36 protein-coding genes are annotated in these 23,498 nt (G+C 67.9%); 1 reads left to right on the top strand and 35 read right to left on the bottom strand.

Annotation, left to right across the window (positions count from 1 at the left end; all coding sequences use genetic code 11):
• On the top strand, nucleotides 1-949 hold a 949-nt coding region (locus I0C86_RS21295), incomplete at its 5' end, for a hypothetical protein (protein ID WP_230394510.1).
• Nucleotides 950-963: 14 nt separating this feature from the next.
• Here I0C86_RS21295 and truA read toward each other — a convergent pair.
• The 35 genes from truA to fusA all read right to left on the bottom strand — a co-directional run bounded on the left by truA (nucleotide 964) and on the right by fusA (nucleotide 23,483).
• Complete coding sequence (truA, locus tag I0C86_RS21290; protein ID WP_196203016.1) at nucleotides 964-1,812, bottom strand: tRNA pseudouridine(38-40) synthase TruA; 849 nt, start codon at nucleotides 1,810-1,812, stop codon at nucleotides 964-966.
• Nucleotides 1,813-1,924: 112 nt separating this feature from the next.
• Nucleotides 1,925-2,485: a 50S ribosomal protein L17 gene (gene rplQ, locus I0C86_RS21285; RefSeq protein ID WP_196203008.1), complete on the bottom strand. Its 561-nt coding sequence runs from the start codon at nucleotides 2,483-2,485 to the stop codon at nucleotides 1,925-1,927.
• 68 nt (nucleotides 2,486-2,553) lie between these two features.
• Entirely contained in the window at nucleotides 2,554-3,576 is a 1,023-nt protein-coding gene (locus tag I0C86_RS21280) for a DNA-directed RNA polymerase subunit alpha (protein ID WP_196203007.1), read from the bottom strand.
• 118 nt (nucleotides 3,577-3,694) lie between these two features.
• Nucleotides 3,695-4,321, bottom strand: coding sequence for a 30S ribosomal protein S4 (gene rpsD / locus I0C86_RS21275; RefSeq protein WP_196203006.1), 627 nt, complete (start codon nucleotides 4,319-4,321; stop codon nucleotides 3,695-3,697).
• Between the two features lie 16 nt (nucleotides 4,322-4,337).
• Nucleotides 4,338-4,745, bottom strand: coding sequence for a 30S ribosomal protein S11 (gene rpsK, locus I0C86_RS21270; RefSeq protein ID WP_030329919.1), 408 nt, complete (start codon nucleotides 4,743-4,745; stop codon nucleotides 4,338-4,340).
• A 21-nt stretch (nucleotides 4,746-4,766) separates the two neighbouring features.
• On the bottom strand, nucleotides 4,767-5,147 hold the full coding sequence (gene rpsM, locus I0C86_RS21265; RefSeq protein ID WP_192765382.1) for a 30S ribosomal protein S13: 381 nt from the start codon (nucleotides 5,145-5,147) through the stop codon (nucleotides 4,767-4,769).
• A 228-nt stretch (nucleotides 5,148-5,375) separates the two neighbouring features.
• Entirely contained in the window at nucleotides 5,376-5,489 is a 114-nt protein-coding gene (rpmJ, locus tag I0C86_RS21260) for a 50S ribosomal protein L36 (RefSeq protein ID WP_012184307.1), read from the bottom strand.
• A gap of 128 nt (nucleotides 5,490-5,617) precedes the next feature.
• Entirely contained in the window at nucleotides 5,618-5,839 is a 222-nt protein-coding gene (gene infA / locus I0C86_RS21255; protein WP_007073013.1) for a translation initiation factor IF-1, read from the bottom strand.
• Nucleotides 5,840-6,053: 214 nt separating this feature from the next.
• Complete coding sequence (locus I0C86_RS21250) at nucleotides 6,054-6,617, bottom strand: DUF1707 SHOCT-like domain-containing protein (protein ID WP_230394509.1); 564 nt, start codon at nucleotides 6,615-6,617, stop codon at nucleotides 6,054-6,056.
• Between the two features lie 128 nt (nucleotides 6,618-6,745).
• On the bottom strand, nucleotides 6,746-7,600 hold the full coding sequence (gene map / locus I0C86_RS21245) for a type I methionyl aminopeptidase (protein WP_196203005.1): 855 nt from the start codon (nucleotides 7,598-7,600) through the stop codon (nucleotides 6,746-6,748).
• Nucleotides 7,601-7,610: 10 nt separating this feature from the next.
• A complete protein-coding gene (locus I0C86_RS21240; RefSeq protein ID WP_196203004.1) occupies nucleotides 7,611-8,264 on the bottom strand; it encodes an adenylate kinase in 654 nt (217 codons plus the stop codon).
• Entirely contained in the window at nucleotides 8,265-9,596 is a 1,332-nt protein-coding gene (gene secY / locus I0C86_RS21235) for a preprotein translocase subunit SecY (RefSeq protein ID WP_196203003.1), read from the bottom strand.
• A gap of 238 nt (nucleotides 9,597-9,834) precedes the next feature.
• Nucleotides 9,835-10,278 (bottom strand): 50S ribosomal protein L15, encoded by a 444-nt coding sequence (rplO, locus tag I0C86_RS21230; protein WP_196203002.1) that lies wholly within the window; start codon nucleotides 10,276-10,278, stop codon nucleotides 9,835-9,837.
• Nucleotides 10,278-10,460, bottom strand: a complete 183-nt coding sequence (gene rpmD / locus I0C86_RS21225; RefSeq protein WP_013735939.1) for a 50S ribosomal protein L30 — start codon at nucleotides 10,458-10,460, stop codon at nucleotides 10,278-10,280. Before rpmD ends, rplO begins: the two co-directional genes overlap by 1 nt.
• Nucleotides 10,460-11,074, bottom strand: coding sequence for a 30S ribosomal protein S5 (gene rpsE / locus I0C86_RS21220; RefSeq protein ID WP_192765387.1), 615 nt, complete (start codon nucleotides 11,072-11,074; stop codon nucleotides 10,460-10,462). Before rpsE ends, rpmD begins: the two co-directional genes overlap by 1 nt.
• A gap of 32 nt (nucleotides 11,075-11,106) precedes the next feature.
• A complete protein-coding gene (gene rplR / locus I0C86_RS21215; protein ID WP_196203001.1) occupies nucleotides 11,107-11,496 on the bottom strand; it encodes a 50S ribosomal protein L18 in 390 nt (129 codons plus the stop codon).
• Nucleotides 11,493-12,035 carry a 50S ribosomal protein L6 gene (rplF, locus tag I0C86_RS21210; RefSeq protein WP_196203000.1) on the bottom strand — a complete coding sequence of 181 codons (543 nt, stop codon included), beginning with the start codon at nucleotides 12,033-12,035 and terminating at the stop codon, nucleotides 11,493-11,495. The genes rplR and rplF overlap by 4 nt, the downstream gene beginning before the upstream one ends.
• Nucleotides 12,036-12,051: 16 nt before the next feature.
• Nucleotides 12,052-12,459 (bottom strand): 30S ribosomal protein S8, encoded by a 408-nt coding sequence (gene rpsH / locus I0C86_RS21205; RefSeq protein WP_067301438.1) that lies wholly within the window; start codon nucleotides 12,457-12,459, stop codon nucleotides 12,052-12,054.
• A gap of 154 nt (nucleotides 12,460-12,613) precedes the next feature.
• A complete protein-coding gene (locus I0C86_RS21200; RefSeq protein ID WP_007073023.1) occupies nucleotides 12,614-12,799 on the bottom strand; it encodes a type Z 30S ribosomal protein S14 in 186 nt (61 codons plus the stop codon).
• Nucleotide 12,800: 1 nt separating this feature from the next.
• Complete coding sequence (gene rplE, locus I0C86_RS21195; protein ID WP_196202999.1) at nucleotides 12,801-13,370, bottom strand: 50S ribosomal protein L5; 570 nt, start codon at nucleotides 13,368-13,370, stop codon at nucleotides 12,801-12,803.
• Complete coding sequence (gene rplX / locus I0C86_RS21190; RefSeq protein ID WP_196202998.1) at nucleotides 13,367-13,681, bottom strand: 50S ribosomal protein L24; 315 nt, start codon at nucleotides 13,679-13,681, stop codon at nucleotides 13,367-13,369. Before rplX ends, rplE begins: the two co-directional genes overlap by 4 nt.
• Nucleotides 13,682-13,684: 3 nt before the next feature.
• Complete coding sequence (rplN, locus tag I0C86_RS21185; protein WP_023358185.1) at nucleotides 13,685-14,053, bottom strand: 50S ribosomal protein L14; 369 nt, start codon at nucleotides 14,051-14,053, stop codon at nucleotides 13,685-13,687.
• A 114-nt stretch (nucleotides 14,054-14,167) separates the two neighbouring features.
• Nucleotides 14,168-14,449, bottom strand: a complete 282-nt coding sequence (rpsQ, locus tag I0C86_RS21180) for a 30S ribosomal protein S17 (protein ID WP_196202997.1) — start codon at nucleotides 14,447-14,449, stop codon at nucleotides 14,168-14,170.
• Nucleotides 14,446-14,682, bottom strand: coding sequence for a 50S ribosomal protein L29 (gene rpmC / locus I0C86_RS21175; protein WP_101368138.1), 237 nt, complete (start codon nucleotides 14,680-14,682; stop codon nucleotides 14,446-14,448). Before rpmC ends, rpsQ begins: the two co-directional genes overlap by 4 nt.
• The gene (gene rplP / locus I0C86_RS21170) at nucleotides 14,682-15,107 is read right to left on the bottom strand and encodes a 50S ribosomal protein L16 (protein WP_192765393.1); all 426 of its coding nucleotides are present in this window, start codon (nucleotides 15,105-15,107) and stop codon (nucleotides 14,682-14,684) included. The genes rpmC and rplP overlap by 1 nt, the downstream gene beginning before the upstream one ends.
• Nucleotides 15,108-15,110: 3 nt before the next feature.
• Nucleotides 15,111-15,992 carry a 30S ribosomal protein S3 gene (gene rpsC / locus I0C86_RS21165; RefSeq protein WP_230394507.1) on the bottom strand — a complete coding sequence of 294 codons (882 nt, stop codon included), beginning with the start codon at nucleotides 15,990-15,992 and terminating at the stop codon, nucleotides 15,111-15,113.
• Nucleotides 15,992-16,471 (bottom strand): 50S ribosomal protein L22, encoded by a 480-nt coding sequence (rplV, locus tag I0C86_RS21160; RefSeq protein ID WP_196202996.1) that lies wholly within the window; start codon nucleotides 16,469-16,471, stop codon nucleotides 15,992-15,994. The genes rpsC and rplV overlap by 1 nt, the downstream gene beginning before the upstream one ends.
• Before the next feature lie 37 nt (nucleotides 16,472-16,508).
• Nucleotides 16,509-16,790 carry a 30S ribosomal protein S19 gene (gene rpsS, locus I0C86_RS21155; RefSeq protein ID WP_101368142.1) on the bottom strand — a complete coding sequence of 94 codons (282 nt, stop codon included), beginning with the start codon at nucleotides 16,788-16,790 and terminating at the stop codon, nucleotides 16,509-16,511.
• A 15-nt stretch (nucleotides 16,791-16,805) separates the two neighbouring features.
• Complete coding sequence (gene rplB / locus I0C86_RS21150; RefSeq protein WP_192765396.1) at nucleotides 16,806-17,645, bottom strand: 50S ribosomal protein L2; 840 nt, start codon at nucleotides 17,643-17,645, stop codon at nucleotides 16,806-16,808.
• Nucleotides 17,646-17,657: 12 nt separating this feature from the next.
• Complete coding sequence (rplW, locus tag I0C86_RS21145) at nucleotides 17,658-17,960, bottom strand: 50S ribosomal protein L23 (RefSeq protein ID WP_192765397.1); 303 nt, start codon at nucleotides 17,958-17,960, stop codon at nucleotides 17,658-17,660.
• Nucleotides 17,957-18,610: a 50S ribosomal protein L4 gene (gene rplD / locus I0C86_RS21140; protein ID WP_196202995.1), complete on the bottom strand. Its 654-nt coding sequence runs from the start codon at nucleotides 18,608-18,610 to the stop codon at nucleotides 17,957-17,959. The genes rplW and rplD overlap by 4 nt, the downstream gene beginning before the upstream one ends.
• Complete coding sequence (gene rplC / locus I0C86_RS21135; RefSeq protein ID WP_196202994.1) at nucleotides 18,607-19,272, bottom strand: 50S ribosomal protein L3; 666 nt, start codon at nucleotides 19,270-19,272, stop codon at nucleotides 18,607-18,609. Before rplC ends, rplD begins: the two co-directional genes overlap by 4 nt.
• Before the next feature lie 11 nt (nucleotides 19,273-19,283).
• A complete protein-coding gene (rpsJ, locus tag I0C86_RS21130) occupies nucleotides 19,284-19,592 on the bottom strand; it encodes a 30S ribosomal protein S10 (protein ID WP_007073037.1) in 309 nt (102 codons plus the stop codon).
• Between the two features lie 363 nt (nucleotides 19,593-19,955).
• Entirely contained in the window at nucleotides 19,956-21,149 is a 1,194-nt protein-coding gene (tuf, locus tag I0C86_RS21125) for an elongation factor Tu (RefSeq protein ID WP_196202993.1), read from the bottom strand.
• 237 nt (nucleotides 21,150-21,386) lie between these two features.
• Nucleotides 21,387-23,483: an elongation factor G gene (gene fusA, locus I0C86_RS21120; RefSeq protein ID WP_196202992.1), complete on the bottom strand. Its 2,097-nt coding sequence runs from the start codon at nucleotides 23,481-23,483 to the stop codon at nucleotides 21,387-21,389.
• Nucleotides 23,484-23,498 lie beyond the last annotated feature (15 nt).

Raw genomic sequence — 23,498 nt, 5'->3', positions numbered from 1 at the left:
CTCCGGCCCGGCACCGGGCGGACGCTCCGCGCCACCGACCGCACCACGGTCGCAGCCCCCGGGCCGGCCGGCGGGCCCGGACCGCGCACCCACCCCGGCAGCGGTGCCCACACCCGCCGCCAAGACGGTCGCCACGCCGACCAAACCGGCTGAGGCGCCCTCGACCGCACTCGTACCGACCGGTGACACCAGAGGGGCGCTGCGGACCGCCAAACGCACCTGGCAGTGGGTCGTCGGCTCCCTCGGCGTACTCGTGCTGCTCGGAATCTGCGGGCTGAGTTCCTACTTCTTCGTGGTCGACGAGCCGTACGGTCGGGACGCGCGTACCGCCGACGGCACACCGCCGCCGACCACCCTGACCCGGGACATCAGCTCGCGGGCCGCCGATCCGACACCCCTCACCGTGAAAGAGGTGTTCCCCGGCAAGGAAGTCGTGATCGCCGCCGAGGAGTCGAAGTACGAACTGCTCAAGACCCAGGCGTCGGAGGACTGCAAGCTGGCCGCCGACGGCGAACTCCGCGCCCTCCTGGCCGACCTCGGGTGCAGCCAGTTCGTCCGGGGAACCGTACGCTCTCCCACCGGCGCCTACCTGGCGACGGCCGGCATCCTCAACCTGAGCGACGCGGCCGGGGCGAGTTCGGCACACGAGAAGATCGAGCCGATCGTGGCCAAGGACAAGGGGCGTTTTCTGGGCATGGCCGCTGGTCGGGGGACCGAGGCCGTCACCCGCAAGTCGGCGCAGGCCGGCTGGCACGAACGCGGACACTTCCTGATCTACTGTGTCGTCGCCAAGGCGAACGGCAGCACCATCGGCGAGGCGGACGTCTTCGCCCGGCAGGTCCTCACCGACATGATCGAGGCACATCTGCGGGGCAGGGTCCTGGAGCAGCGCGCCACCGCACCGGTGGACACGTCGGCGTCGGCCGACCCTCCGCAGTCCCCCAACTAGACGAGCGGTTCCTCTCAGGACGACGTCGGCAGGCGCAGCCGGCGGGTCCGGAGCGCCCGGCTCGCGTACTCGGCCGGGTCCTCCGGATAGCCGACCGCGACCAGGGTGAGCCCGTGCGGTGGCGCCACGGTCACCTCGCTGGCCCGCTCCCGGCGTCCGAGCAGGCCGCCCGGCCATTCGACCGGACGTCGCCCGTCCCCGGCCACCAGCATCGCCCCGACCAGGCTCCGCACCATCGACTGGCAGAACGCGTCGGCCTGCACCGTGGCGACCAGTACGCCGTCCGGGTCCCGCCGCCAGTCCAGCCCGGTCAGCTCCCGCACCGTCGTCGCGTGCTCCTTGCGCCGGCAGTACGCCGCGAAGTCGTGCTCGCCGACCAGTCCCGCCGCCGCGCGGTTCAACGCCGCCAGGTCCAGCGGACGGGGCCAGGCGAGCACCTCGTGCCGGCGCAGCGGCTCGGCACCGTACGGCGCGTCGGTGACCCGGTACTCGTACCGCCGGAAGGTCGCGGAGAACCGGGCGTCGAACTCGGGCGGCGCCTCGGCGACGGCGCGTACCCGGACATCGGTGGGAAGCACTCCGGCGAGCCGGCGCAGCAGGGTCTGCGACCACTGCCGCCACGCCCCGGTCGGCAGATCGACGTGACAGACCTGTCCGGTGGCGTGCACCCCGGCGTCGGTACGCCCCGCCACGGTCAGCCCCGTCACCCGGCCCGCTCCGATGATCGTCGCGAGTGCGTCGGTCAGAACTCCGGCCACGGTACGTCGACCGGGCTGGGCGGCCCAGCCGGAGAAGTCGGCACCGGCGTAGGCGACGTCCAGCCGTACCCGGATGTTCCCGTCCACCTCGTGCGCGACGACCATCTGCTGCTCCACGACCACCTGCTCCACGACCACCTGCTGCTCGATGAACCGGCTGGGAAAATGCCGTGGCCCGACACCCCGCGAGGGATGCCGGGCCACGGCGGGTCCGTACTCAGGACTTGCTGTTGTCCGCCTCGTCCGTGTCCTCCCGGGCCGCCGCGGTGTCACCGGAGACCGACTCCGGTGCCTCGGCGTCCTGGTCGTCGCTTGACGAGGAACGCGGGGTCTCCTCGTCCGGGGCGAGCGCCTCGACCTTGTTCTGCTGTGCCGCCTTGCGCGCGGTCGTCTTCTTCGCCGGGGCCTCCGGCGCGACGACCAGTTCCTCGACCAGCTCGATGATCGCCATCGGTGCGTTGTCGCCCTTGCGCGGGACGGTCTTCACGATCCGGGTGTAGCCACCGTTTCGGTTGGCGAACCGGGGCGCGATCTGGTCGAACAGGTTGAAGACCACGTCCTTGTCCCGTACGACGGTCAGCACCCGACGGCGGGCCGCCAGGTCACCACGCTTGGCCTTGGTGATGAGCTGCTCCGCGAGCGGGCGCAGCCGCTTGGCCTTGGTGTGGGTCGTGGTGATTCGGCCGTGCTGGAACAGCGCGGTGGCCAGGTTGGCCAGGATCAGCCGCTCGTGCGCGGGGCTACCGCCGAGGCGGGAGCCCTTGGTGGGCGTGGGCATTCTTGGTGCTCCTCAATAGTGGGTGGCCGGATCTCCAGTGGGTGGCCGGATCTCCGGCTAGCCCCGGACTAAAGCTGCTCGGTCTCGCGGTAGTCGTCGGTGTCGTAGTCCGCCTCGCTGAAGGAGTCCACGACGTGCGCCGGGTCGAAGTTGGGCGCCGAGTCCTTCAGCCCCAGCCCCATGCCCGCGAGCTTCATCTTGACCTCGTCGATCGACTTCTGACCGAAGTTCCGAATGTCGAGCAGATCGGCCTCGGTACGCCCGATGAGCTCGCCAACCGTGTTGATGCCCTCGCGCTTGAGGCAGTTGTAGGAGCGGACCGTCAGGTCGAGCTCCTCGATCGGCAGCGCCAGGTCGGCCGCCAGTTGCGCGTCCTGCGGCGACGGGCCGATGTCGATGCCCTCGGCGCTCTCGTCCAGCTCCCGGGCCAGCCCGAAGAGCTCGACCAGGGTGGAACCGGCGGAGGCGAGCGCGGTACGCGGCCCCATCGACGCCTTGGTCTCGACGTCGATGATCAGGCGGTCGAAGTCGGTACGCTGCTCGACCCGGGTCGCCTCGACCCGGTACGTCACCTTGAGCACCGGCGAGTAGATCGAGTCGACCGGGATCCGGCCGATCTCGGCACCGGCCTGCTTGTTCTGCGCCGCGGTGACGTAGCCGCGACCCCGCTCGACGGTCAGCTCCATGTCGAGCCGGCCCTTGCCGTTCAGGGTGGCGAGCTTCAGGTCGGCGTTGTGCACCGACACACCGGCCGGCGGCTGGATGTCACCGGCGGTGACATCGCCGGGGCCCTGCTTGCGCAGGTACATGCTGACCGGCTCGTCGTGGTCGGAGCTGACGCAGAGCTCCTTCACGTTCATGACGAGCTCGACCACGTCCTCCTTGACGCCCGGAATGGTGGTGAACTCGTGCAGCACGCCGTCGACCTTGATCGACGTGACGGCCGCGCCGGGGATCGAGGAGAGCAGGGTACGCCGCAGGGAGTTGCCCAGGGTGTAACCGAAACCCGGCTCGAGCGGCTCGATGGTGAACCGGGACCGGGTCTCGCTGATCGACTCCTCGGTGAGGGTCGGCCGCTGGGAGATGAGCATGTTGTTTCCTTTTCGTTCGGGGCACCCGCTATTTGATGCCCAAACTGTTCGGCACCCCGATGGTCGGCTCCTGTCGGGCAGATGCCCCCAGGAGCCGACCACCGGCAATGCCGGAGAACTACTTCGAGTAGAGCTCGACGATCAGCTGCTCCTGGACCTGGGTGTCGATGACACCCCGGGCCGGAAGCGAGTGGACCAGCACCTTCATCTGGCTGGGAATCGCCTCGAGCCATGCCGGGACGGTCTTCGAGCCGGCCTCGGCCTGCGCCACGATGAACGGCGTCATCTCCTTGGACTTGGCCCGGACCTCGACGATGTCGTGCTCCTTGACCCGGTACGACGGGATGTCGACCTTGCGGCCGTTCACCGTCAGGTGACCGTGCTTGACGAGCTGCCGCGCGTGGTCACGCGACTTCGCCAGGCCGGACCGGTAGACGACGTTGTCGAGCCGCGACTCGAGGATCTGCAGGAGGATCTCGCCGGTCTTGCCCTTCTTGGCGACGGCCTCCTCGTAGTACCCGCGGAACTGCTTCTCCAGCACGCCGTACACCCGGCGGGCCTTCTGCTTCTCACGAAGCTGGAGCAGGTACTCGGTCTCCTTGGTACGCCCACGACCGTGCTGCCCCGGCGGGAACGGCCGGGACTCGAACGGGCACTTCGGGCCATCGCACTTGCTGCCCTTGAGGAACAGCTTCATCTTCTCCCGACGGCAACGGCGGCAGTCGGGACCGGTGTAACGAGCCATCTCTGTCTACTACCTCTCAGACCCGACGACGCTTCGGCGGACGGCACCCGTTGTGCGGCTGCGGCGTGACGTCGGCGATCTGGCCGACCTCCAGACCGACGGCCTGCAGCGAACGGATGGCTGTCTCCCGGCCCGAGCCGGGACCCTTGACGAACACGTCGACCTTGCGCATGCCGTGCTCCATGGCCCGACGCGCGGCGGCCTCGGCGGCCAGCTGCGCGGCGAACGGAGTCGACTTGCGGGAACCCTTGAAGCCAACCTGGCCGGCCGAGGCCCAGGAGATGACCGCACCGGTCGGGTCCGTGATGGAGACGATGGTGTTGTTGAAGGTGCTCTTGATGTGCGCCTGCCCGTGGGCGACGTTCTTGCGTTCCTTGCGCCGGACCTTCTTGACGGCGGCCCCGGCACGAGCCTTCGGTGGCATAAGTCTGTGCGCTCCTAGTTGTTACTTCTTGCCGGGCTTCTTCTTGCCGGCGACGGTCCGCTTCGGGCCCTTCCGGGTCCGCGCGTTGGTACGGGTCCGCTGGCCACGGACGGGCAGTCCCCGGCGGTGCCGGATGCCCGCGTAGCAGCCGATCTCGACCTTGCGGCGGATGTCAGCGGCGACCTCGCGGCGCAGGTCGCCTTCTACCTTGTAGTTGGCCTCGATGTGGTTCCGGAGCTGGACCAGCTCCTCGTCCGTGAGGTCCTTGGCGCGCTTGTCCGGGGAGATACCGGTGGCGGCGAGCGTCTCGACCGCCCGGGTCCGTCCGACCCCGAAGATGTAGGTGAGCGCGATCTCGAGCCGCTTGTCGCGGGGAAGATCGACGCCAGCTAGCCGTGCCATATGCGGGCGTACTCCTCGTGTCTTCTTCCGGAGGTGTGGACCCGCCCCATCCCGCCTGCCCTGAACCGACGGGCCCCGGCCTCCGACCGGGGGTCAGCCACGACTGCGGGTCACGCCAAGGCGATCTTCGCTGCTCGCGGCTGGGACGAGCTTGTGTTGTTGTACGGATCTACGGCCCGGATGCTCCGCCTGCTCCGCCGGCCCATTCTCCCGGCCGGCGGACACGGATCAGCCCTGGCGCTGCTTGTGGCGCGGGTCGGTGCAGATCACCATGACCCGGCCGTGCCGGCGGATAACCCGGCACTTGTTGCAGATCCTCTTGACGCTCGGCTTGACCTTCACGGTTGCCTTACTTTCCCATCTTGCCCGGCAGCGCGCTCACGCCGTCGAGTCTGAAGGACGGACACGGACATCCGGCCGCCATCAGGTATCCGCGAACACCCCGAACCGACGGACCGGTTCGGCGACGTTCACTTGTAGCGGTAGACGATGCGCCCGCGGGTCAGGTCGTACGGTGAAAGCTCAACGACGACCCGGTCCTCGGGCAGGATGCGGATGTAGTGCTGCCGCATCTTGCCGCTGATGTGAGCCAGCACCTTGTGACCATTGGCGAGCTCCACCCGGAACATGGCGTTCGGGAGTGGCTCGATCACCCGGCCCTCGATCTCGATGGCTCCGTCTTTTTTCGGCATGTCCTCCGCTGTCCTGACGTCGGTTACTCCGGACGGCTCACAACGCCTTTCCCGGGTGGAGTGCACCCGAGCCAGCCGCGGCTCCGGCCCCACCGAAGCGCGGGTGGGCATGCCGGAGTGGACGCTGTGCGCCGATTAGCCAGTGTACGCGCGCCCGCACGTCAGCGCCAACCCGGGGATCCTCGGGCTGGCCGATCGGACGAACCCGACTATATCAGGCGGGTTCTCCCTCTTCGGCCTGCTCAGCACGCCGGTGATTCCGCTTGTCGACCTTGGCCTGCCGCTTCGCCGCCCGCCTGCCGGCCCAACGCTGCGGTTCCCCGCTCGCCAGCCCGCGCACGGTGTTGAGCAGCAGCACGGCCCCCCACGGTCCCGCCACCCAGATCGGCCAGAAGTAGAGCCACTGCGCGGAGACCAGGGACGTGATCGCCCAGATGGTCACGACCATCGTCACGACGCCGAGGTAGCCGTTCCAGGTCTCGGCCAGCCAGCGCCGCGTCGCGCCCGGGTAGCGGCCGTCCGGACCCGGCACCAGCCCCGGTCCCGCACCCCCGTCGACCGGCACCACCTGAGCCTGGCCGACCGGCACCGTCCCCGGCAGGTCGTCGAGCAACCCGCCGCTGTTGAGATCGCCGTACGTCTTCGCGGCGTACACCCGTTGCAGCCGGTCCTCGTACTCGGCCAGGTCGAGCCGGCCCTCGTTCAACGCCCGGAGAAGCTGCTCGGCCACGGCCGCCCGATCCGAGTCCGCAGCGCGCAACTGATCCCGCCGGTCCATGACTACGAGCATGCCACCACCGGTCCACCATTCGCGAAACCCCGGACGGTGGCAGCCCGTCCGACGGTCAGGTTCCGCTGCCGTGATCGACGCGGGCCGGGGGCCGTGCCCCCTGGCGGAACGGGCCGCTAGCCGGCTGAGGAGGACTCAGCGGGCTCCCTGGCGGTCACCAGGTCACCGAGCCGGGCCCGACCACCGTCCGGCGCGGTCAACACCCAGACGCCGTCCTCCAGCAGTGCCATCGAGTGCTCGACGTGGGCCGCGACCGACCCGTCCCGGGTGACCACCGTCCAGCCGTCGTCGAGTTCCACGGTCCGGGGCGAGCCCATCGTCAGCATCGGCTCGATCGCCAGCGCCAGCCCCTGCACCAGACGCGGGCCACGACCCGGCCGACCGTGGTTGAGCACGTGCGGATCCTGGTGCATCTCGGTGCCGATGCCGTGCCCGCCGTACCCCTCCACGATGCCGTACCGGCCGGCGGCCCGGACCGCACGCTCCACCGCGTACGAGATGTCGGTCAGCCGACCGCGCCCGCTGAGCATGCCGCGCGCGGCGGCGCCGATCCCGGCCCACATCGCGTCCTCGGCCACCGTCGCCATCCGGAGCAGTTCCGGCCGCACCTCGCCGACGCCGACCGTGATCGCGGCGTCGCCGTGCCAGCCGTCCAGCACGGCTCCGCAGTCGATGGAGATCAGGTCGCCGTCGCGGAGCACCTGGCTCCGGTCCGGTATCGCGTGCACGACCTGCTCGTTGACGGACGAGCAGATCGACGCGGGAAAGCCGTGGTAGCCCTTGAACGAGGGCACGGCTCCGGCCTCACGGATCACCGATTCGGCGATCTCGTCGAGGTCGGCGGTGGAGACGCCCGGCGCCACGGCCGCGCGCATCCGGTCCAGGGCCGCCGCGACGACGAGCCCGGCGGCCCGCATCAGGTCGATCTGCTCCGGGGTCTTCAGCTGAATGTCCAGCTGGGGACGGCGCATGTTACCCAGCCTATCCGCCGTACGAGCGCAGGGCGTCGATAGCCCGGACGGTGACATCCTCCACCGGTCCGGTCGCGTCGATCCCCACGAGCTTGCCCTGGGCACCGTAGTAGTCGATCAACGGTGCGGTCTTGTTCGCGTACTCCCGCAGCCGCTCGGCGATCGTCTCCGCCTTGTCGTCGTCCCGCTGGAACAGCTCCCCGCCGCACCGGTCGCAGACCCCCGGCTCGGAGGGTGCGTCGAACTCGATGTGCCAGACCTTCTCGCAGCCCCGGCAGGTACGCCGGCCGGAGAGCCTCCGGATGACCTCGTCGTCGTCGACCACCAGCTCCATGACCAGATCCAGGGCGGTGCCCAGATCGGCCAGCAACTTGTCCAGCGCGGCCGCCTGCGGGGTCGTCCGAGGGAAACCGTCCAGCAGGAATCCCTCGGCCGCGTCCGCCCGGGCCAACCGATCCCGGACCATGTTGATGGTCACCTCGTCGGGCACCAGCTTGCCGGCGTCCATGTACCGCTTGGCCTCGACACCCAGGGGCGTGCCCTGGGTGACGTTGGCCCGGAAGATGTCCCCGGTCGAGATCTTGGGCACGGCGAGGTGGGCGGCGATGAACTCGGCCTGGGTCCCCTTGCCCGCCCCGGGGGGACCAACCAGAACGAGTCGCATCTAGCGCAGGAACCCTTCGTAGTTCCGCTGCATGAGCTGGCTCTCGATCTGCTTCACGGTCTCCAGACCGACGCCGACCATGATCAGCACAGCGGTACCACCGAACGGGAAGTTCTGGAACTGCTGGTTGTCCAGCCAGATGAAGAAGAAGTTCGGCAGGATCGAGATCAGACCCAGGTAGAGCGCGCCCGGGAGCGTGATCCGGCTCAGGATGAAGTCGAGGTAGTCGGCGGTGGGCTTGCCCGGCCGGATGCCCGGCACGAACCCGCCGTACTTCTTCATGTTGTCCGCGACCTCGGTCGGGTTGAACGTGATCGAGACGTAGAAGTACGTGAAGAAGATGATCAGCAGGAAGTAGACGCTGATGTACGTCGGGCTGTCCGGCTTCACCAGGTGGTTCGATACCCAGATCTGCCAGCCCTTGAGGTTGTTCTGGTCGAAGAACTGGAGCAGCAGCGTCGGCAGGTAGAGCAGCGACGAGCCGAAGATGACCGGGATCACACCCGCCTGGTTGACCTTCAGCGGGATGTAGGTGGAGGTCCCGCCGTACATCCGACGGCCGATCATGCGCTTCGCGTACTGCACCGGGATCCGGCGCTGCGCCTGCTCGATGAAGACCACCGCGGTGATGACCACCAGGACCAGGACCAGGACCAGGGTGAACATGCCCCAGCCCTTGTTGTTCTTGATGGTCCAGCCCTCGCTGGGCAGCCGCGCCGCGATCGAGGTGAAGATCAGCACCGACATGCCGTTGCCCACACCCCGGTCGGTGATCAGCTCGCCGAGCCACATGACCATGCCGGTACCGGCGGTCATGGTCATCACCAGGACGCTGACGACGAGCCAGCCGGGCAGGCCGTGGCCCTCCGGAATGATCGGGAACTCCTGGCACATGCCATTGAAGAGCTGCCCGGACCGGGCCAGCGCCACGAACGCCGAGGCCTGCAGGACACCGAGGCCGAGCGTCAGGTAGCGGGTGTACTGCGTGATCTTCGCCTGACCGGACTGACCCTCCTTGCGGAGCTGCTCGAGCCGGGGAATGACCACGGTGAGCAGCTGCAGGATGATCGACGCGGTGATGTAGGGCATGATGCCCAGCGCGAAGACCGACAGCGAGAGCAGCGCCCCGCCGGAGAACAGGTTCAGCAGGTTGAAGACGCCGTTGCCGTCGCCCTCTTCCATGGTCTTGATGCACGCTTGCACGTTGCCGTACGAGACGCCAGGGCTGGGCAGTGTCGCCCCGAGCCGGTAGACCGCGATGATGGCTACTGTAAACAGCAGCTTCTTGCGCAGGTCAGGCGTGCGGAACGCACTGAGAAAGGCGGAGAGCAACTTCTTCCTCCTGCGCGAGGCGGGCCGCCGGTGGTTCGTGGCGGGGACGGGGTGGCTGTCGGGCGATCAACCCGATACCCATAGCTGGGATCGGACTCTAACAGTCCGGCGCGCTCTCGGGCAGATCCACCCGGAGAACATTCACCGCTTCCGATATTAACGGGGCGAATGGCCCCCTAGTAGGCCGTGGCGCCCGCCAGTTGGTGAGAACTGAACGAGCGCCGCGACCGCGTAGTCCTTACAGCTCCGTCGCCGAGCCGCCGGCAGCGGCGATCTTCTCCTTGGCCGACGCGCTGAACGCCTGCGCCGACACCTGGAGAGCGACCCCGCCCAGGTCCCCGGTACCGAGAACCTTGACCGGCTGCCCCTTGCGGACGGCGCCGGCCTCGACCAGCTCCCGCGGGCCGACCTGGCCGCCCTCCGGGAACAGTTCGGCGAGCCGGTCCAGGTTGACGACCTGGAAGACGACCTTGAACTTGTTCTTGAAGCCCTTCAGCTTCGGCAGGCGCATGTGGATGGGCATCTGCCCACCCTCGAACGCCGCCGAGATGTTCTTCCGGGCCTTGGAACCCTTCGTGCCTCGACCGGCGGTCTTCCCCTTCGAGCCCTCACCGCGACCCACCCGGGTCTTCGCGGTCTTGGACCCGGGAGCCGGGCGCAGGTGGTGGACCTTGATCGTCATTACTCGACCTCCTCGACCTTCACGAGGTGGCTCACGGTGAAGATCATGCCCCGAATCTCGGGGCGGTCCTCCTTGACCACCACGTCATTGATCCGCTTGAGACCGAGCGAACGCAGCGACTCGCGCTGGTTGTGCTTGGTCCCGATCCCGGACCGGACCTGGGTCACCTTCAGACGTGCCATCAGGACGTCACCCCTGCCTGAGCCGCGAGCATCGCGGCCGGTGCGACGTCCTCGACCGGCAGACCCCGACGCTTCGCGACCGCCTCCGGCGACTCCAGCCCCTTCAGGGCCGCGACCGTGGCGTGCACGATGTTGATCGGGTTCGACGAGCCGAGGCTCTTGGAGAGCACGTCGTGGATGCCCGCGCACTCCAGCACGGCACGCACCGGACCACCGGCGATGACACCCGTACCGGCGCTGGCCGGCTTGAGCAGAACCACGCCAGCGGCGTCCTCGCCCGTCACCGGGTGCGGAATCGAGGCACCGATCCTCGGCACCTTGAAAAAGTGCTTCTTGGCCTCCTCGACACCCTTGGCGATGGCCGCGGGCACCTCCTTGGCCTTTCCGTAGCCCACACCGACCGTGCCGTCGCCGTCGCCCACGATCACGAGGGCGGTGAAGCTGAAGCGACGACCACCCTTGACGACCTTGGCAACACGGTTGATAGCGACGACCCGCTCAAGATGCGGGGTCTTCTCGGCGGGCGCGTTTCCGCGGCCGCCCTCACGGCGGTTGTCGCGGCGACCACCCTCGTTGCCACCGGACCCGCCGCCACGGCGCTGTTGACCTGGCATCAGCAGCCTTCCTCTCTCATCGTGACGGGGTTCTAGAACTCAAGCCCGGCTTCGCGGGCAGCGTCGGCCAGCGCGGCGATCCGGCCCGCGTACTGGTTGCCACCGCGGTCGAAGACGACCTTGGAGATCCCGGCCGCCTTGGCCCGCTCGGCGAGCAGCGTGCCGACCCTGCCGGCAAGCGCTCGCTTGTCACCCTCGGAGCCCTTGATCGACGCGTCCAGGGACGAGGCGGCAGCCAGGGTGTGCCCCCGGCCGTCGTCCACCACCTGGGCGGTGATGTGGCGCAACGAACGGGTGACGACCAGGCGCGGACGCTCGGCCGTACCGGTGACGTTCTTGCGGACCCGGAAGTGCCGACGCGCCCGCCCGATGGCGCGCTGGGCGGCGACGCCGCGGCGGCGCTTGAGCAGCGTGGCGGTCACTTCTTACCTGCCTTTCCAGCCTTGCGACGGATGATCTCGCCCTGGTACTTGACACCCTTGCCCTTGTAGGGCTCCGGCGGGCGGATCTTCCGGATGTTTGCGGCAACCTCGCCGACCTGCTGCTTGTCGATGCCGGCCACGTGGAACAACGTGGGCCGCTCGACCGTGAAGGTGATCCCGTTCGGGGCCTTCACCTGCACCGGGTGCGAGAACCCGAGCGCGAACTCGAGGTCGCTGCCCTTGGCGGTCACCCGGTAACCGGTACCGGCGATCTCCAGGGTCTTGCGGTAGCCCTCGGTCACACCCGTGATCATGTTCGCCACAAGGGTACGGCTGAGCCCGTGCAGTTCCTTGGCCCGCCGCTCGTCGTTCGGCCGGTTGACGTGCAACTGGCCGTCCTCGCCCCGCTCCGCCGTGATCGGCTCGGCCAGGGTGTGCGCGAGCTCGCCCTTGGGGCCCTTGATCTTCACGGTCGAACCGTCGATGGTCACCTCGACACCGGACGGCACCGGGATCGACTTACGTCCAATACGCGACATTTCTACCTGTCTCCCGTTACCAGACGAAGGCGAGGACTTCCCCGCCAACGCTCCGCTTGCGGGCCTGCCGGTCGGTGAGCAGCCCCTGGGACGTCGAAATGATCGCCACGCCCAGCCCACCGAGCACCCGGGGGAGCCCGTCCGACTTGGCGTACACCCGCAGACCGGGCTTGGACACGCGCTTGATGCCGGCCAGGCTCCGCTCGCGGTTCTGGCCGTACTTCAGCTCGACGACCAGTCGCTTGCCGACGGCGCCCTCCTCGGGCTCCTCGACCAACCAGGTGGCGATGTAACCCTCGGCCTTGAGGACCTCGGCGATGTTCGCCTTGATCTTCGAGTAGGGCATCGTCACCCGGTCGTGGTACGCCTGGTTGGCGTTACGCAGACGCGTCAGCATGTCTGCGATCGGGTCGGTCATCGTCATGGATCTCGTCAGCCTTTCTCGCCGGGGTTCCCGGGGCATTGGCCCAGGCCTACGGCGTTGCGATCCTCGCCCCGAACATCAGTCGGGACGCGGCTGGGCCCAAACCAGGTCGTGTCGCGGTCCTCGCTCCACCACCCGCGGATGGGGCGCAGTGTCACCAGGAAGCCTTCGACACGCCGGGCAGTTCACCGCGGTGGGCCATCTCCCGGATGCACACCCGGCAGAGGCCGAACTTGCGGTAGACCGCCTTCGGCCGCCCGCACCGCTGGCAGCGGGTGTACGCGCGAACCGAGAACTTCGGCTTCGCGGCCGCCTTGAGGATCAGCGCCTTCTTCGCCATCTCAGTTCTCCTTGAACGGGAAGCCCAGGAGCTTGAGTAGCGCCCGGCCCTCGTCGTCGGTCGTCGCGGTGGTTACCACCGTGATGTCCATGCCCCGTACCCGATCGATCCGGTCCTGGTCGATCTCGTGGAACACCGACTGCTCGGTCAACCCGAACGTGTAGTTGCCGTGCCCGTCGAGCTTGCGCCCGTCCAGGCCGCGGAAGTCACGGATCCGGGGCAGCGCAATCGAGAGCAGCCGGTCCAGGAACTCCCACATGCGGTCGCCCCGCAGGGTGACCTTCGCGCCGATCGGCATGCCCTCGCGGAGCTTGAACTGCGCGATGGACTTCCGGGCCCGACGCACCTGCGGCTTCTGACCGGAGATGGTGGCCAGATCCCGCACGGCGCCGTCGATCAGCTTCGCGTCCCGCGCGGCCTCACCGACGCCCATGTTGACGACGATCTTGACCAGGCCCGGCACCTGCATCGGGTTGCCGTAGTTGAACTGCTCACGCAGCTGGGCCGCGATCTCGTTGCGGTACCGCTCCTTGAGCCGCGGCAGGGTCTTGGTCTCGGTTGCCGTCATCACAGGTCCTTACCGGTGCTGCGCGCGATGCGGACCTTCTGGCCACTCTCGTCGATCCGGTACCCGACCCGAGTCGGGTTGCCGTCGGAGTCCACGACCTGCACGTTCGAGACGTGGATCGCGGCCTCCTGGGTGACGATGCCACCGGTCTTCGCACCGCGCTGGGTGGTGCGGATACGGGTGTGCTTCTTGACCCGGTTCACGCCCTCGACCAGGATCTTGTCCTGCCTCGGGTAGGCCGCGATGACCTTGCCCTTGGCACCCTTGTCCTTGCCGGCGATGACGATCACCGTGTCGCCCTTTTTGACCTTCACGGTTTACAACACCTCCGGCGCGAGAGAGATGATCTTCATGAACCGCTTGTCCCGCAGCTCACGGCCCACCGGGCCGAAGATACGGGTACCCCGCGGGTCGCCACCATCCTTGATGATCACGGCCGCGTTCTCGTCGAATCGGATGTACGAGCCGTCCGGGCGCCGCCTCTCCTTCGCGGTGCGGACGATGACCGCCTTGACGACGTCACCCTTCTTCACACCGGCACCGGGGATGGCGTCCTTGACCGTGGCCACGATGACGTCGCCGATGCTCGCGTAGCGCCGACCGGAGCCACCGAGGACCCGGATGCACAAGATCTCTCTGGCACCCGTGTTGTCGGCGACGCGCAGTCGCGACTCCTGCTGAATCACGTCTATCTCCTATGTCTGCCAGTTCTCAGCCGGCAGTCTCTCCGACCCGTGCCTTCCGAACCGAAGACCTGTGCCGACTGAGCTTGGCGGAACCCTGAGCCTGCGGTGCGGCTCTTACTTGGCCTTCTCGAGGATCTCCACGATCCGCCAGCGCTTGGTGGCGGACAGCGGACGGGTCTCCATGATCAGAACCCGGTCGCCGGTACCGCACGCGTTCTGCTCGTCGTGCACCTTCAGCTTGCTGGTGCGGCGCAGGACCTTGCCGTACAGCGCGTGCTTGACCCGGTCCTCGACCTCGACGATCACGGTCTTGTCCATCTTGTCGCTCACCACGAGGCCCTCGCGGACCTTGCGCTGGGCCCGCGGCGTCGCGGTGCTGGTGGTTTCTTCGCTCATGATGCAGTCACCTCAGTCGGCGCGGCCGAAAGCCCCAGCTCGCGCTCACGCATGATCGTGTAGATCCGGGCGATCTCCCGACGGATGACCTGCAGCCGGCGGTTGTTGTCCAGTTGGCCGGTCGCCGACTGGACGCGAAGGTTGAACAGCTCCGCCTTGGCCTCCCGCAACCTGCTGACCAGCTCCTCCTCGGAGAGTTCACGCAGCTCGCCGGCCTTAACGCCCGCGGCCATCAGCTTTCACCCACTTCGCGCGTCACAATGCGGCACTTCATCGGGAGCTTGTGGATCGCGCGACGCATCGCCTCTCGCGCGATCTGCTCGTTGGGGAAGGACATCTCGAAGAGCACCCGCCCCGGCTTAATGTTGGCCACCCACCACTCGGGCGAACCCTTACCGGAACCCATCCGGGTTTCGGCCGGCTTCTTGGTCAGGGCCTGGTCCGGGAACACCGTGATCCAGACCTTGCCACCACGCTTGATGTGCCGGGTCATCGCGATACGGGCCGCTTCGATCTGCCGGTTGGTCAGGTACGCGGACTCGAGCGCCTGGATTCCGAACTCGCCGAACACCACCCGGGTGCCACCCTTGGCCGCACCATGGCGGTCGGGGTGGTGCGGCTTGCGGAAGCCCTTCGGGGGCTTGCGCGGCATCAGCATCTGTCAGCCCTCCTGCGCTGAGCTGTCCGCCCCGGCCGGAGCGGCCGGAGCGGCCGGCGCGGCCGGAGCCGGCGCGGCGTTTTCGTTCGTAGCCTCAGCGGGGACGCCGGAGATCTCCGCCGCCGCCGCCCGACCGGCCTCGGTGCCGCCAGCGGTCGTGCCGGACGATCCGGACCGGCCGCGACGCGGCCGCTCGGGACGGTCGCCACGCTCGCGGCGCGGACGCGCCGGGCCCGTCTCGGCCGGTGCTTCCCGACCGGGTACGGCGTCGCCCTTGTAGATCCAGACCTTCACGCCGATCCGGCCGAAGGTGGTCCGGGCCTCGAAGAAGCCGTACTCGATGTTGGCCCGCAGCGTGTGCAGCGGAACCCGACCCTCGCGGTAGAACTCGGTGCGGCTCATTTCCGCGCCACCGAGACGACCCGAGACCTGCACCCGGATGCCCTTGACGAGCGGGTTCTTCATCGCCGACTGCATGGCCTTACGCATCGCCCGCCGGAAGCTGACCCGGCTGGACAGCTGCTCCGCCACGCCCTGCGCGACGAGCTGCGCGTCCGACTCCGGGCTCTTCACCTCGAGGATGTTGAGCTGGACCTGCTTGCCGGTCAGCTTCTCCAGCTCGCCACGGATCCGGTCCGCCTCGGCGCCCTTACGGCCGATGACGATGCCCGGCCGTGCGGTGTGGATGTCGACCCGGACCCGGTCCCGGGTCCGCTCGATGTCGACCTTGGAAATGCCGGCCCGCTCCAGACCCTTGGACATCATGCGGCGGATCTTGACATCCTCGCCGATGTAGTCCTTGTAGAGCTTGTCCGCGAACCAGCGGGACTTCCAGTCGGTCGAGATGCCGAGCCGGAACCCGTGCGGGTGAACCTTCTGACCCATTACTCGGCACCCTCCGTCTTGCTCTGCGTCTCGTCGGCCGGTGCGGCCTGCGCCGCCTCGGTCGACTTGGCCGGTGCGGCCTTCTTCGCCGCGGCCCGCTTCGCCGGCGCGGCCGGCGCGACGGCCTCGACCACGATGGTGATGTGGCACGTCCGCTTGCGGATCCGGTACGCCCGGCCCTGCGCCCGTGGCTGGAAGCGCTTCATCGTCGGGCCCTCGTCGACGAACGCCTCGCTGACGAGCAACGCGTCGGGGTCCAGCCGCTCGTTGTTCTCCGCGTTGGCGATCGCACTGGCGAGCACCTTGTAGACCTGCTCACTCGCCGCCTGCGGCGCGAACTGCAGCACCGTGAGCGCCTCTTTCGCGGGCAGACCGCGGACGAGGTTGACCACCCGGCGCGCCTTCGTCGGCGAGATGCGCACGTGTCGCGCAACCGCCCGCGCGCCCGGAAGCACCGGAGCGTCGCCCTTTACTGGCATCGCTGAAACCCCTTGATCCTTAATCCGTGGTCGGCGCTCAGCGCCGGCGGCTCTTCCGGTCGTCCTTCTCGTGACCCTTGAACGTGCGGGTCAGCGCAAACTCGCCGAGCTTGTGCCCGACCATCGCCTCGGTGATGAACACCGGAACGTGCTTGCGCCCGTCGTGCACAGCGATCGTGTGCCCGAGCATGTCCGGGATGATCGTCGAGCGGCGCGACCAGGTCTTGATGACGTTCTTCGAGCCCTTTTCGTTCTGCGTCTCCACCTTCTTGAGCAGGTGGTCGTCGATGAACGGGCCCTTCTTCAGGCTGCGAGGCATGTCTACCTATCTCCCTTAGCCGCGCTTGCGGGTGGCGTAGCGGCGGCGGACGATGAGGCGGTCGCTCGCCTTGCCCTTCTGACGGGTACGGCCCTCGGGCTTACCCTGCGGGTTCACCGGGTGACGACCACCGGACGTCTTACCCTCACCACCACCGTGCGGGTGGTCGACCGGGTTCATCGCCACACCACGAACGGTCGGGCGCCGGCCCTTCCACCGCATCCGGCCGGCCTTGCCCCAGTTGATGTTTGACTGGTCGGCGTTGCCGATCTCACCGATCGTCGCCCGGCAACGCACGTCCACCCGCCGGATCTCGCCGGAGGGCATCCGCAGCGTGGCGTACGCGCCTTCCCGGCCCAGCAGCTGGATGCCGACGCCGGCCGACCGCGCCAGCTTGGCGCCACCGCCCGGACGCAGCTCCACACCGTGGATCGTCGAACCCACCGGGATGTTGCGCAGCGGCAGGTTGTTGCCCGGCTTGATGTCGGCGCCCGGGCCGGACTCCACCCGGTCGCCCTGCTTCAGGTCCTTCGGCGCGAGGATGTACCGCTTCTCGCCGTCGGCGTAGTGCAGCAGCGCGATCCGCGCGGTGCGGTTCGGGTCGTACTCGATGTGCGCGACCTTCGCCGGTACGCCGTCCTTGTCGACCCGCTTGAAGTCGATCAGACGGTACTGGCGCTTGTGCCCACCACCGTGGTGCCGCGTGGTGATCCGGCCGTGGGCGTTACGCCCGCCCTTCTTCGGCAGCGGAACCAGCAGCGACTTCTCCGGGGTCGACCGGGTGATCTCAGCGAAGTCGGCGACGCTGGAGCCACGCCGGCCCGGCGTCGTCGGCTTGTACTTACGGATAGCCATTGTCTATACCCCTCAGCTGACCGGGCCGCCGAAGGCCTCGATGCGGTCACCGTCAGCCAGCTTCACCATCGCCCGCTTGGTGTTCTTGCGCTTGCCGTACCCGGTACGGGTCCGCTTGCGCTTACCTTCGCGGTTGAGCGTGTTCACCGTCAGGACGCGGACGTTGAAGATCTGCTGGATCGCGATCTTGATCGCCGTCTTGTTGGCGTCCGGGTGCACCAGAAAGGTGTACCAGTTCTGGTTAAGCTCGCTGTAGCTCTTCTCCGAGACGACCGGCGCGAAGATGATGTCTCGCGGGTCGGCGATCGTGGTCACTTCTCGCTCTCCTCGTCCTGCGCCCCACCGCGGACACCCAGGAACTCGTCCAGGGCCTCCTTGGTGAAGACCACATCGTCGGCCACCAGCACGTCGTACGTGTTGAGCTGGCCAGCCTCCAGCAGGTGCACCCGGGGCTCGTTGCGCAGCGACAGCCAGTTCAGCTCGTCGGTGCTGCTCAGCACCACCAGGACCCGCCTGGCCGAGGTCGCCTTGCCCAGCGCGGTGATGGCGGCCTTGGTCGACGGCTTTTCGCCGCTGACGAAGCTCTCCACCACGTGCACCTGGCCGTTGCGGGCCCGGTCCGACAGGGCACCGCGCAGCGCGGCGGCCTTCATCTTCTTCGGGGTCCGCTGGCTGTAGTCGCGCGGGACCGGCCCGTGCACGACGCCACCACCGGCGAACTGCGGCGCGCGGATCGAACCCTGGCGGGCCCGACCGGTGCCCTTCTGCTTGTACGGCTTCTTGCCGCCACCGGCGACCTCGCCGCGGGTCTTCACCTTGTGCGTACCCTGCCGCGCGGCGGCGAGCTGTGCGACCACGACCTGGTGCATCAGCGCGATGTTCGCCTGTACGTCGAAGACGGCGGCGGGCAGCTCGACGGAGCCGCTCTTGGCACCCTCGACGTTCAGCACGTCAACGGTGGTCACTTGGCAGCACCACCCTTCTTCGCCTCGGCCTTGGCCGCCGACCGGACCAGCACCAGCGCGCCCTTGGGGCCGGGAATGGCACCCCGGACGAGCAGCAGGTTGTTGTCCACGTCGACCGCCTGGACGGTCAGGTTCTGCACGGTGAAGCGCACGCCACCCATCCGGCCGGCCATCTTGACGCCCTTGAAGACGCGACCGGGGGTCGCGCAGGCGCCGATGGAGCCGGGCGAGCGGTGCTTGCGCTCCACACCGTGGCTCGCGCGCAGGCCGTGGAAGCCGTGCCGCTTCATCACACCGGCGAAGCCCTTGCCCTTGGTCCGGCCGGTCACGTCGATCGTGCTGCCGGGGGTGAACGTCTCGACGTTCACCTCCTGGCCCAGCTCGTAGTCGCCGGCGTCGACGGTGCGCAGCTCGACGATGTGCCGGCGCGGCGCCACGTTCGCCTTCGCGTAGTGGCCGCTGATCGGCTTCTTGACCTTCCGGGGGTCGACCACGCCGTAGGCCAACTGGACCGCGGAGTAGCCGTCCTTGTCAGCCGTGCGGACCTGGGTCACGACACACGGCCCGGCCTGCACCACCGTCACCGGGACAACACGATTGTTGTCCCAGATCTGGGTCATGCCGAGCTTGGCGCCCAGGATGCCCTTAACTTCCCTGTCCATTAGTCCGGTCCCTACAGCTTGATCTCGATGTCGACGCCAGCCGGCAGGTCGAGGCGCATGAGCGAGTCGACCGTCTTGGGGGTCGGGTCGATGATGTCGATCAGACGCTTGTGTGTGCGCATCTCGAAGTGCTCGCGCGAGTCCTTGTACTTGTGCGGCGAACGGATCACGCAGAAGCGATTGATCTCCGTGGGCAGCGGCACCGGACCCGCGACCTGAGCCCCGGTACGCGTCACCGTCTCAACAATCTTGCGCGCCGAGGAGTCGACCACCTCGTGGTCGTATGCCTTGAGCCGAATGCGGATCTTCTGTCCCGCCATGGTGCCCTCTGTTCCTTCTCTCGCCTTGTCCGTCCGCACGCCTGCACGCCCGTCCGCCCTCACGCGGGGCCCGCTACTGGAGCGGGTTCTTGCCTGCCTGGCCCGGACGCTGCCGATTTCCCGTGTTGTCCGACCCCCGCGGTCGGGCGTGTCGCACCCCGGGGCCAGACTCCACCCCGGAAGTCCGAGGCGGCCCCCGCCCCTGCGGGAAGTTCGGCGGCGCCGGGAGTGGCGGACCACGCCCCAGACGCCCAGCAAGGGTGGCTGACTGCCGGGCAGCCAGCCACCCTGCCGGTACGCAACCTGACCAGTATGCCGTACTACCGCACGGCAACGCTAATCGGGGTTACCTTGATTACTCGATTACTTGAGGATCTTGCTGACGAAACCCGCGCCGACCGTACGGCCACCCTCACGGATCGCGAACTTGAGGTTGTCCTCCATCGCGATCGGCTGGATGAGCTTCACGGTCATCGAGGTGTTGTCGCCCGGCATGACCATCTCGGTGCCCTCGGGCAGCGTGACAACGCCGGTGACGTCCGTGGTCCGGAAGTAGAACTGCGGACGGTAGTTCTGGAAGAACGGGGTGTGCCGGCCACCCTCCTCCTTGGAGAGGATGTAGACGGTCGCCTCGAACTCGGTGTGCGGGGTGTTCGTCCCCGGCTTCACCACGACCATGCCGCGCTCGACCTCGTCGCGCTTGGTACCACGCAGCAGCAGGCCGACGTTCTCGCCTGCGCGAGCGTCGTCCAGGGTCTTGCGGAACATCTCGATCGCGGTGACCTTGGTCTTGAAGCCCTTCTCCTTGATACCGACCAGCTCGACGTCCTCGTTCGGCAGGAGCACACCGCGCTCCACCCGACCGGTGACGACCGTGCCACGACCGGTGATCGTGAAGACATCCTCGACCGGCATCAGGAACGGCTTCTCGGTCTCGCGCTCCGGCTGCGGGATCGCCGTGTCGACAGCGCTCATCAGGTCCATGAGCTTGTCGGTCCACTCCGGGTCGCCCTCGAGCGCCTTGAGCGCCGAGACCCGCACGACCGGCAGGTCGTCGCCCGGGTACTCCTGCGCCGACAGCAGCTCACGGACCTCGAGCTCGACCAGTTCGAGCAGCTCCTCGTCATCGACCATGTCGCTCTTGTTGAGCGCCACGACGATGTAGGGCACGCCGACCTGACGGGCCAGCAGCACGTGCTCGCGGGTCTGCGGCATCGGGCCGTCGGTCGCCGCGACCACCAGGATCGCGCCGTCCATCTGCGCGGCACCGGTGATCATGTTCTTGATGTAGTCGGCGTGACCGGGGCAGTCCACGTGTGCGTAGTGCCGCGCCTCGGTCTGGTACTCGACGTGTGCGATCGAGATCGTGATGCCGCGGGCCTTCTCCTCCGGCGCCTTGTCGATCTCGTCGAACGGCGTGTACGGGTTCAGGTCCGGCATCCTGTCGTGCAGGACCTTGGTGATGGCCGCCGTCAGCGTCGTCTTACCGTGGTCGATGTGACCAATGGTGCCGATGTTGACGTGCGGCTTAGTCCGCTCGAACTTCGCCTTCGCCACTGGTGTCCTCCTGTGGACTTCTTGGTTCGTACGCCCGGCGCGCCACGTGGCGCTTAGGACTCTGTCGACAGCCTTTCCGACCGAGGTGTCCCGATCGGGAAGTCATGTGGGTCTTGCGGCGGTGAAACCATCAGGCCCGGTCTCGCAGCCCGGCCCGTGAGCGCCGCGGGCGAGATTACCCGCCCGCCACGCTCGCGGTATCACCGGCCCGGCACGGGGTGAGTGCGGCGTTTCCGCTCACTCACCCGTCGCCTTCGCGATGATCTCCTTCGCCACGCTCGCGGGAACCTCGGCGTAGGAGTCGAACTGCATGCTGTAGCTAGCCCGGCCCTGGGTCTTCGACCGCAGGTCGCCGACATAGCCGAACATCTCCGAAAGCGGCACCAGTGCCCGGACGATGCGAGCGCCACTGCGCTCCTCCATCGCCTGGATGATGCCACGGCGGGAGTTGAGGTCGCCGATCACGTCGCCCATGTTCTCCTCGGGCGTCGTGACCTCGACGGACATCATCGGCTCGAGCAGTGCCGGATCGGCCTTGCGGGCCGCGTCCTTCAGCACCATCGAGCCGGCGATCTTGAATGCCATTTCCGACGAGTCAACCTCGTGGTACTGGCCGTCGAGCAGGGTCAGCTTCACACCCACCAGCGGGAAGCCGGCCAGGATGCCGTACTGCATGGCGTCCTGGGCACCGGCGTCCACCGACGGGATGAACTCCCGCGGGATCCGACCACCGGTGACGGCGTTGGCGAACTCGTACGTCGGCGAGTCGTTGTCCAGCGGCAGCGGCTCGACGCTGACGATGACCCGGGCGTACTGGCCCGATCCACCGGTCTGCTTCTTGTGGGTGTACTCGATCTTGTCCACCTTGCGGCGGATCGTCTCGCGGTACGCCACCTGCGGCTTGCCGATGTTGGCCTCGACGTTGAACTCGCGGCGCATCCGGTCGACCAGGATGTCCAGGTGCAGCTCGCCCATGCCGGAGATGACCGTCTGGCCGGTCTCCTGGTCGAGCTTGACCCGGAACGTCGGGTCCTCCTCGGCGAGCCGCTGGATGGCGGTGCCGAGCTTCTCCTGGTCGGCCTTTGTCTTCGGCTCGATCGCGACCTCGATGACCGGCTCCGGGAACGTCATCGACTCCAGGATGACCGGGTTGGCCGGGTCGCACAGGGTGTCGCCGGTGGTGGTCTGCTTGAGCCCCTGCACCGCGATGATGTCGCCAGCCTGGGCCGAGCTGCGCTCTTCCCGCTTGTTGGCGTGCATCTGGTAGATCTTGCCGATCCGTTCCTTGCGGTCCTTGGTGGAGTTGATCACCTGGTTACCGGTTTCGACCGTGCCCGAGTAGACCCGCACGTAGGTCAGCTTGCCCAGGTGCTTGTCGGTCTGGATCTTGAAGGCCAGCCCCGAGAACGGCTCGCTCTTGTCCGGCTTCCGCAGCAGCGGGGTCTCGCCGTCGGTGGCGACGCCCTCGATCGCCGGAACGTCCAGCGGCGACGGCAGGAAGTCGACCACCGCGTCGAGCATCGGCTGGACGCCCTTGTTCTTGAACGCCGAACCGCAGAGCACCGGGTTGGCCTTGCCGGCGATGGTGGCCCGGCGGATCGCCGCCTTGATCTCCTCGGGGGAGAGCACCACTTCCTCGAGGTACTTCTCCATCACCGCGTCGTCGACGTCGGCGAGGGTCTCGATCAGCTTCTCCCGCGCCGCGGTGGCCGCGTCGACGAGGTCGGCCGGGATCTCCTCGACCGCGTAGTCCTCGCCCTTCTGGGTCTCGCCACGCCAGGTCAGCGCGCGCATCCCGATCAGGTCGACGACGCCGATGTGGTCGCCCTCGAGCCCGATCGGCACCTGCAGCACCAGCGGCGTCGCGTTCAACCGCTCGACCATCATCTGCACGCAGCGGTCGAAGTCCGCGCCGGTCCGGTCGAGCTTGTTGACGAAGCACATCCGCGGGACGTTGTACTTGTCGGCCTGCCGCCAGACGTTCTCGGTCTGCGGCTCGACCCCGGCCACACCGTCGTAGACGGCGACGGCACCGTCGAGCACCCGCAGCGACCGCTCGACCTCGACCGTGAAGTCGACGTGGCCGGGCGTGTCGATGATCTGGATCGTGTGGCCCTTCCACTCACACTTCGTGGCGGCGGAGGTGATGGTGATGCCCCGCTCCTGCTCCTGCTCCATCCAGTCCATGACGGCGGCGCCCTCGTGGACCTCACCGATCTTGTACGTGATGCCGGTGTAGAACAGGATCCGCTCAGTGGTCGTGGTCTTACCAGCATCGATGTGCGCCATGATGCCGATGTTGCGTACCTTGGCGAGCGCTTCTGCGGCGGCCACTTCAATCCCTACTTA

This window comes from Plantactinospora alkalitolerans, assembly GCF_015690345.1.
GTDB lineage: Bacteria > Actinomycetota > Actinomycetes > Mycobacteriales > Micromonosporaceae > Plantactinospora > Plantactinospora alkalitolerans.
This window is presented reverse-complemented; position numbering and strand designations above follow the sequence as displayed.

What these genes read in the sequence shown, in the direction of transcription:
- truA (WP_196203016.1), bottom strand. Translation starts at nt 1,812, where the DNA reads ATGGTCGTCGCGCACGAGGTGGACGGGAACATCCGGGTACGGCTGGAC.
- rplQ (WP_196203008.1), bottom strand. Translation starts at nt 2,485, where the DNA reads ATGCCCACGCCCACCAAGGGCTCCCGCCTCGGCGGTAGCCCCGCGCAC.
- I0C86_RS21280 (WP_196203007.1), bottom strand. Translation starts at nt 3,576, where the DNA reads ATGCTCATCTCCCAGCGGCCGACCCTCACCGAGGAGTCGATCAGCGAG.
- rpsD (WP_196203006.1), bottom strand. Translation starts at nt 4,321, where the DNA reads ATGGCTCGTTACACCGGTCCCGACTGCCGCCGTTGCCGTCGGGAGAAG.
- rpsK (WP_030329919.1), bottom strand. Translation starts at nt 4,745, where the DNA reads ATGCCACCGAAGGCTCGTGCCGGGGCCGCCGTCAAGAAGGTCCGGCGC.
- rpsM (WP_192765382.1), bottom strand. Translation starts at nt 5,147, where the DNA reads ATGGCACGGCTAGCTGGCGTCGATCTTCCCCGCGACAAGCGGCTCGAG.
- infA (WP_007073013.1), bottom strand. Translation starts at nt 5,839, where the DNA reads ATGCCGAAAAAAGACGGAGCCATCGAGATCGAGGGCCGGGTGATCGAG.
- I0C86_RS21250 (WP_230394509.1), bottom strand. Translation starts at nt 6,617, where the DNA reads ATGGACCGGCGGGATCAGTTGCGCGCTGCGGACTCGGATCGGGCGGCC.
- map (WP_196203005.1), bottom strand. Translation starts at nt 7,600, where the DNA reads ATGCGCCGTCCCCAGCTGGACATTCAGCTGAAGACCCCGGAGCAGATC.
- I0C86_RS21240 (WP_196203004.1), bottom strand. Translation starts at nt 8,264, where the DNA reads ATGCGACTCGTTCTGGTTGGTCCCCCCGGGGCGGGCAAGGGGACCCAG.
- rplO (WP_196203002.1), bottom strand. Translation starts at nt 10,278, where the DNA reads ATGACGATCAAGGTCCACCACCTGCGCCCGGCTCCCGGGTCCAAGACC.
- rpmD (WP_013735939.1), bottom strand. Translation starts at nt 10,460, where the DNA reads ATGGCACGTCTGAAGGTGACCCAGGTCCGGTCCGGGATCGGGACCAAG.
- rpsE (WP_192765387.1), bottom strand. Translation starts at nt 11,074, where the DNA reads ATGCCAGGTCAACAGCGCCGTGGCGGCGGGTCCGGTGGCAACGAGGGT.
- rplF (WP_196203000.1), bottom strand. Translation starts at nt 12,035, where the DNA reads ATGTCGCGTATTGGACGTAAGTCGATCCCGGTGCCGTCCGGTGTCGAG.
- rpsH (WP_067301438.1), bottom strand. Translation starts at nt 12,459, where the DNA reads ATGACGATGACCGACCCGATCGCAGACATGCTGACGCGTCTGCGTAAC.
- I0C86_RS21200 (WP_007073023.1), bottom strand. Translation starts at nt 12,799, where the DNA reads ATGGCGAAGAAGGCGCTGATCCTCAAGGCGGCCGCGAAGCCGAAGTTC.
- rpsQ (WP_196202997.1), bottom strand. Translation starts at nt 14,449, where the DNA reads ATGAGCGAAGAAACCACCAGCACCGCGACGCCGCGGGCCCAGCGCAAG.
- rpmC (WP_101368138.1), bottom strand. Translation starts at nt 14,682, where the DNA reads ATGGCCGCGGGCGTTAAGGCCGGCGAGCTGCGTGAACTCTCCGAGGAG.
- rplP (WP_192765393.1), bottom strand. Translation starts at nt 15,107, where the DNA reads ATGCTGATGCCGCGCAAGCCCCCGAAGGGCTTCCGCAAGCCGCACCAC.
- rpsC (WP_230394507.1), bottom strand. Translation starts at nt 15,992, where the DNA reads ATGGGTCAGAAGGTTCACCCGCACGGGTTCCGGCTCGGCATCTCGACC.
- rplV (WP_196202996.1), bottom strand. Translation starts at nt 16,471, where the DNA reads ATGCCAGTAAAGGGCGACGCTCCGGTGCTTCCGGGCGCGCGGGCGGTT.
- rpsS (WP_101368142.1), bottom strand. Translation starts at nt 16,790, where the DNA reads ATGCCTCGCAGCCTGAAGAAGGGCCCGTTCATCGACGACCACCTGCTC.
- rplB (WP_192765396.1), bottom strand. Translation starts at nt 17,645, where the DNA reads ATGGCTATCCGTAAGTACAAGCCGACGACGCCGGGCCGGCGTGGCTCC.
- rplC (WP_196202994.1), bottom strand. Translation starts at nt 19,272, where the DNA reads ATGGACAGGGAAGTTAAGGGCATCCTGGGCGCCAAGCTCGGCATGACC.
- rpsJ (WP_007073037.1), bottom strand. Translation starts at nt 19,592, where the DNA reads ATGGCGGGACAGAAGATCCGCATTCGGCTCAAGGCATACGACCACGAG.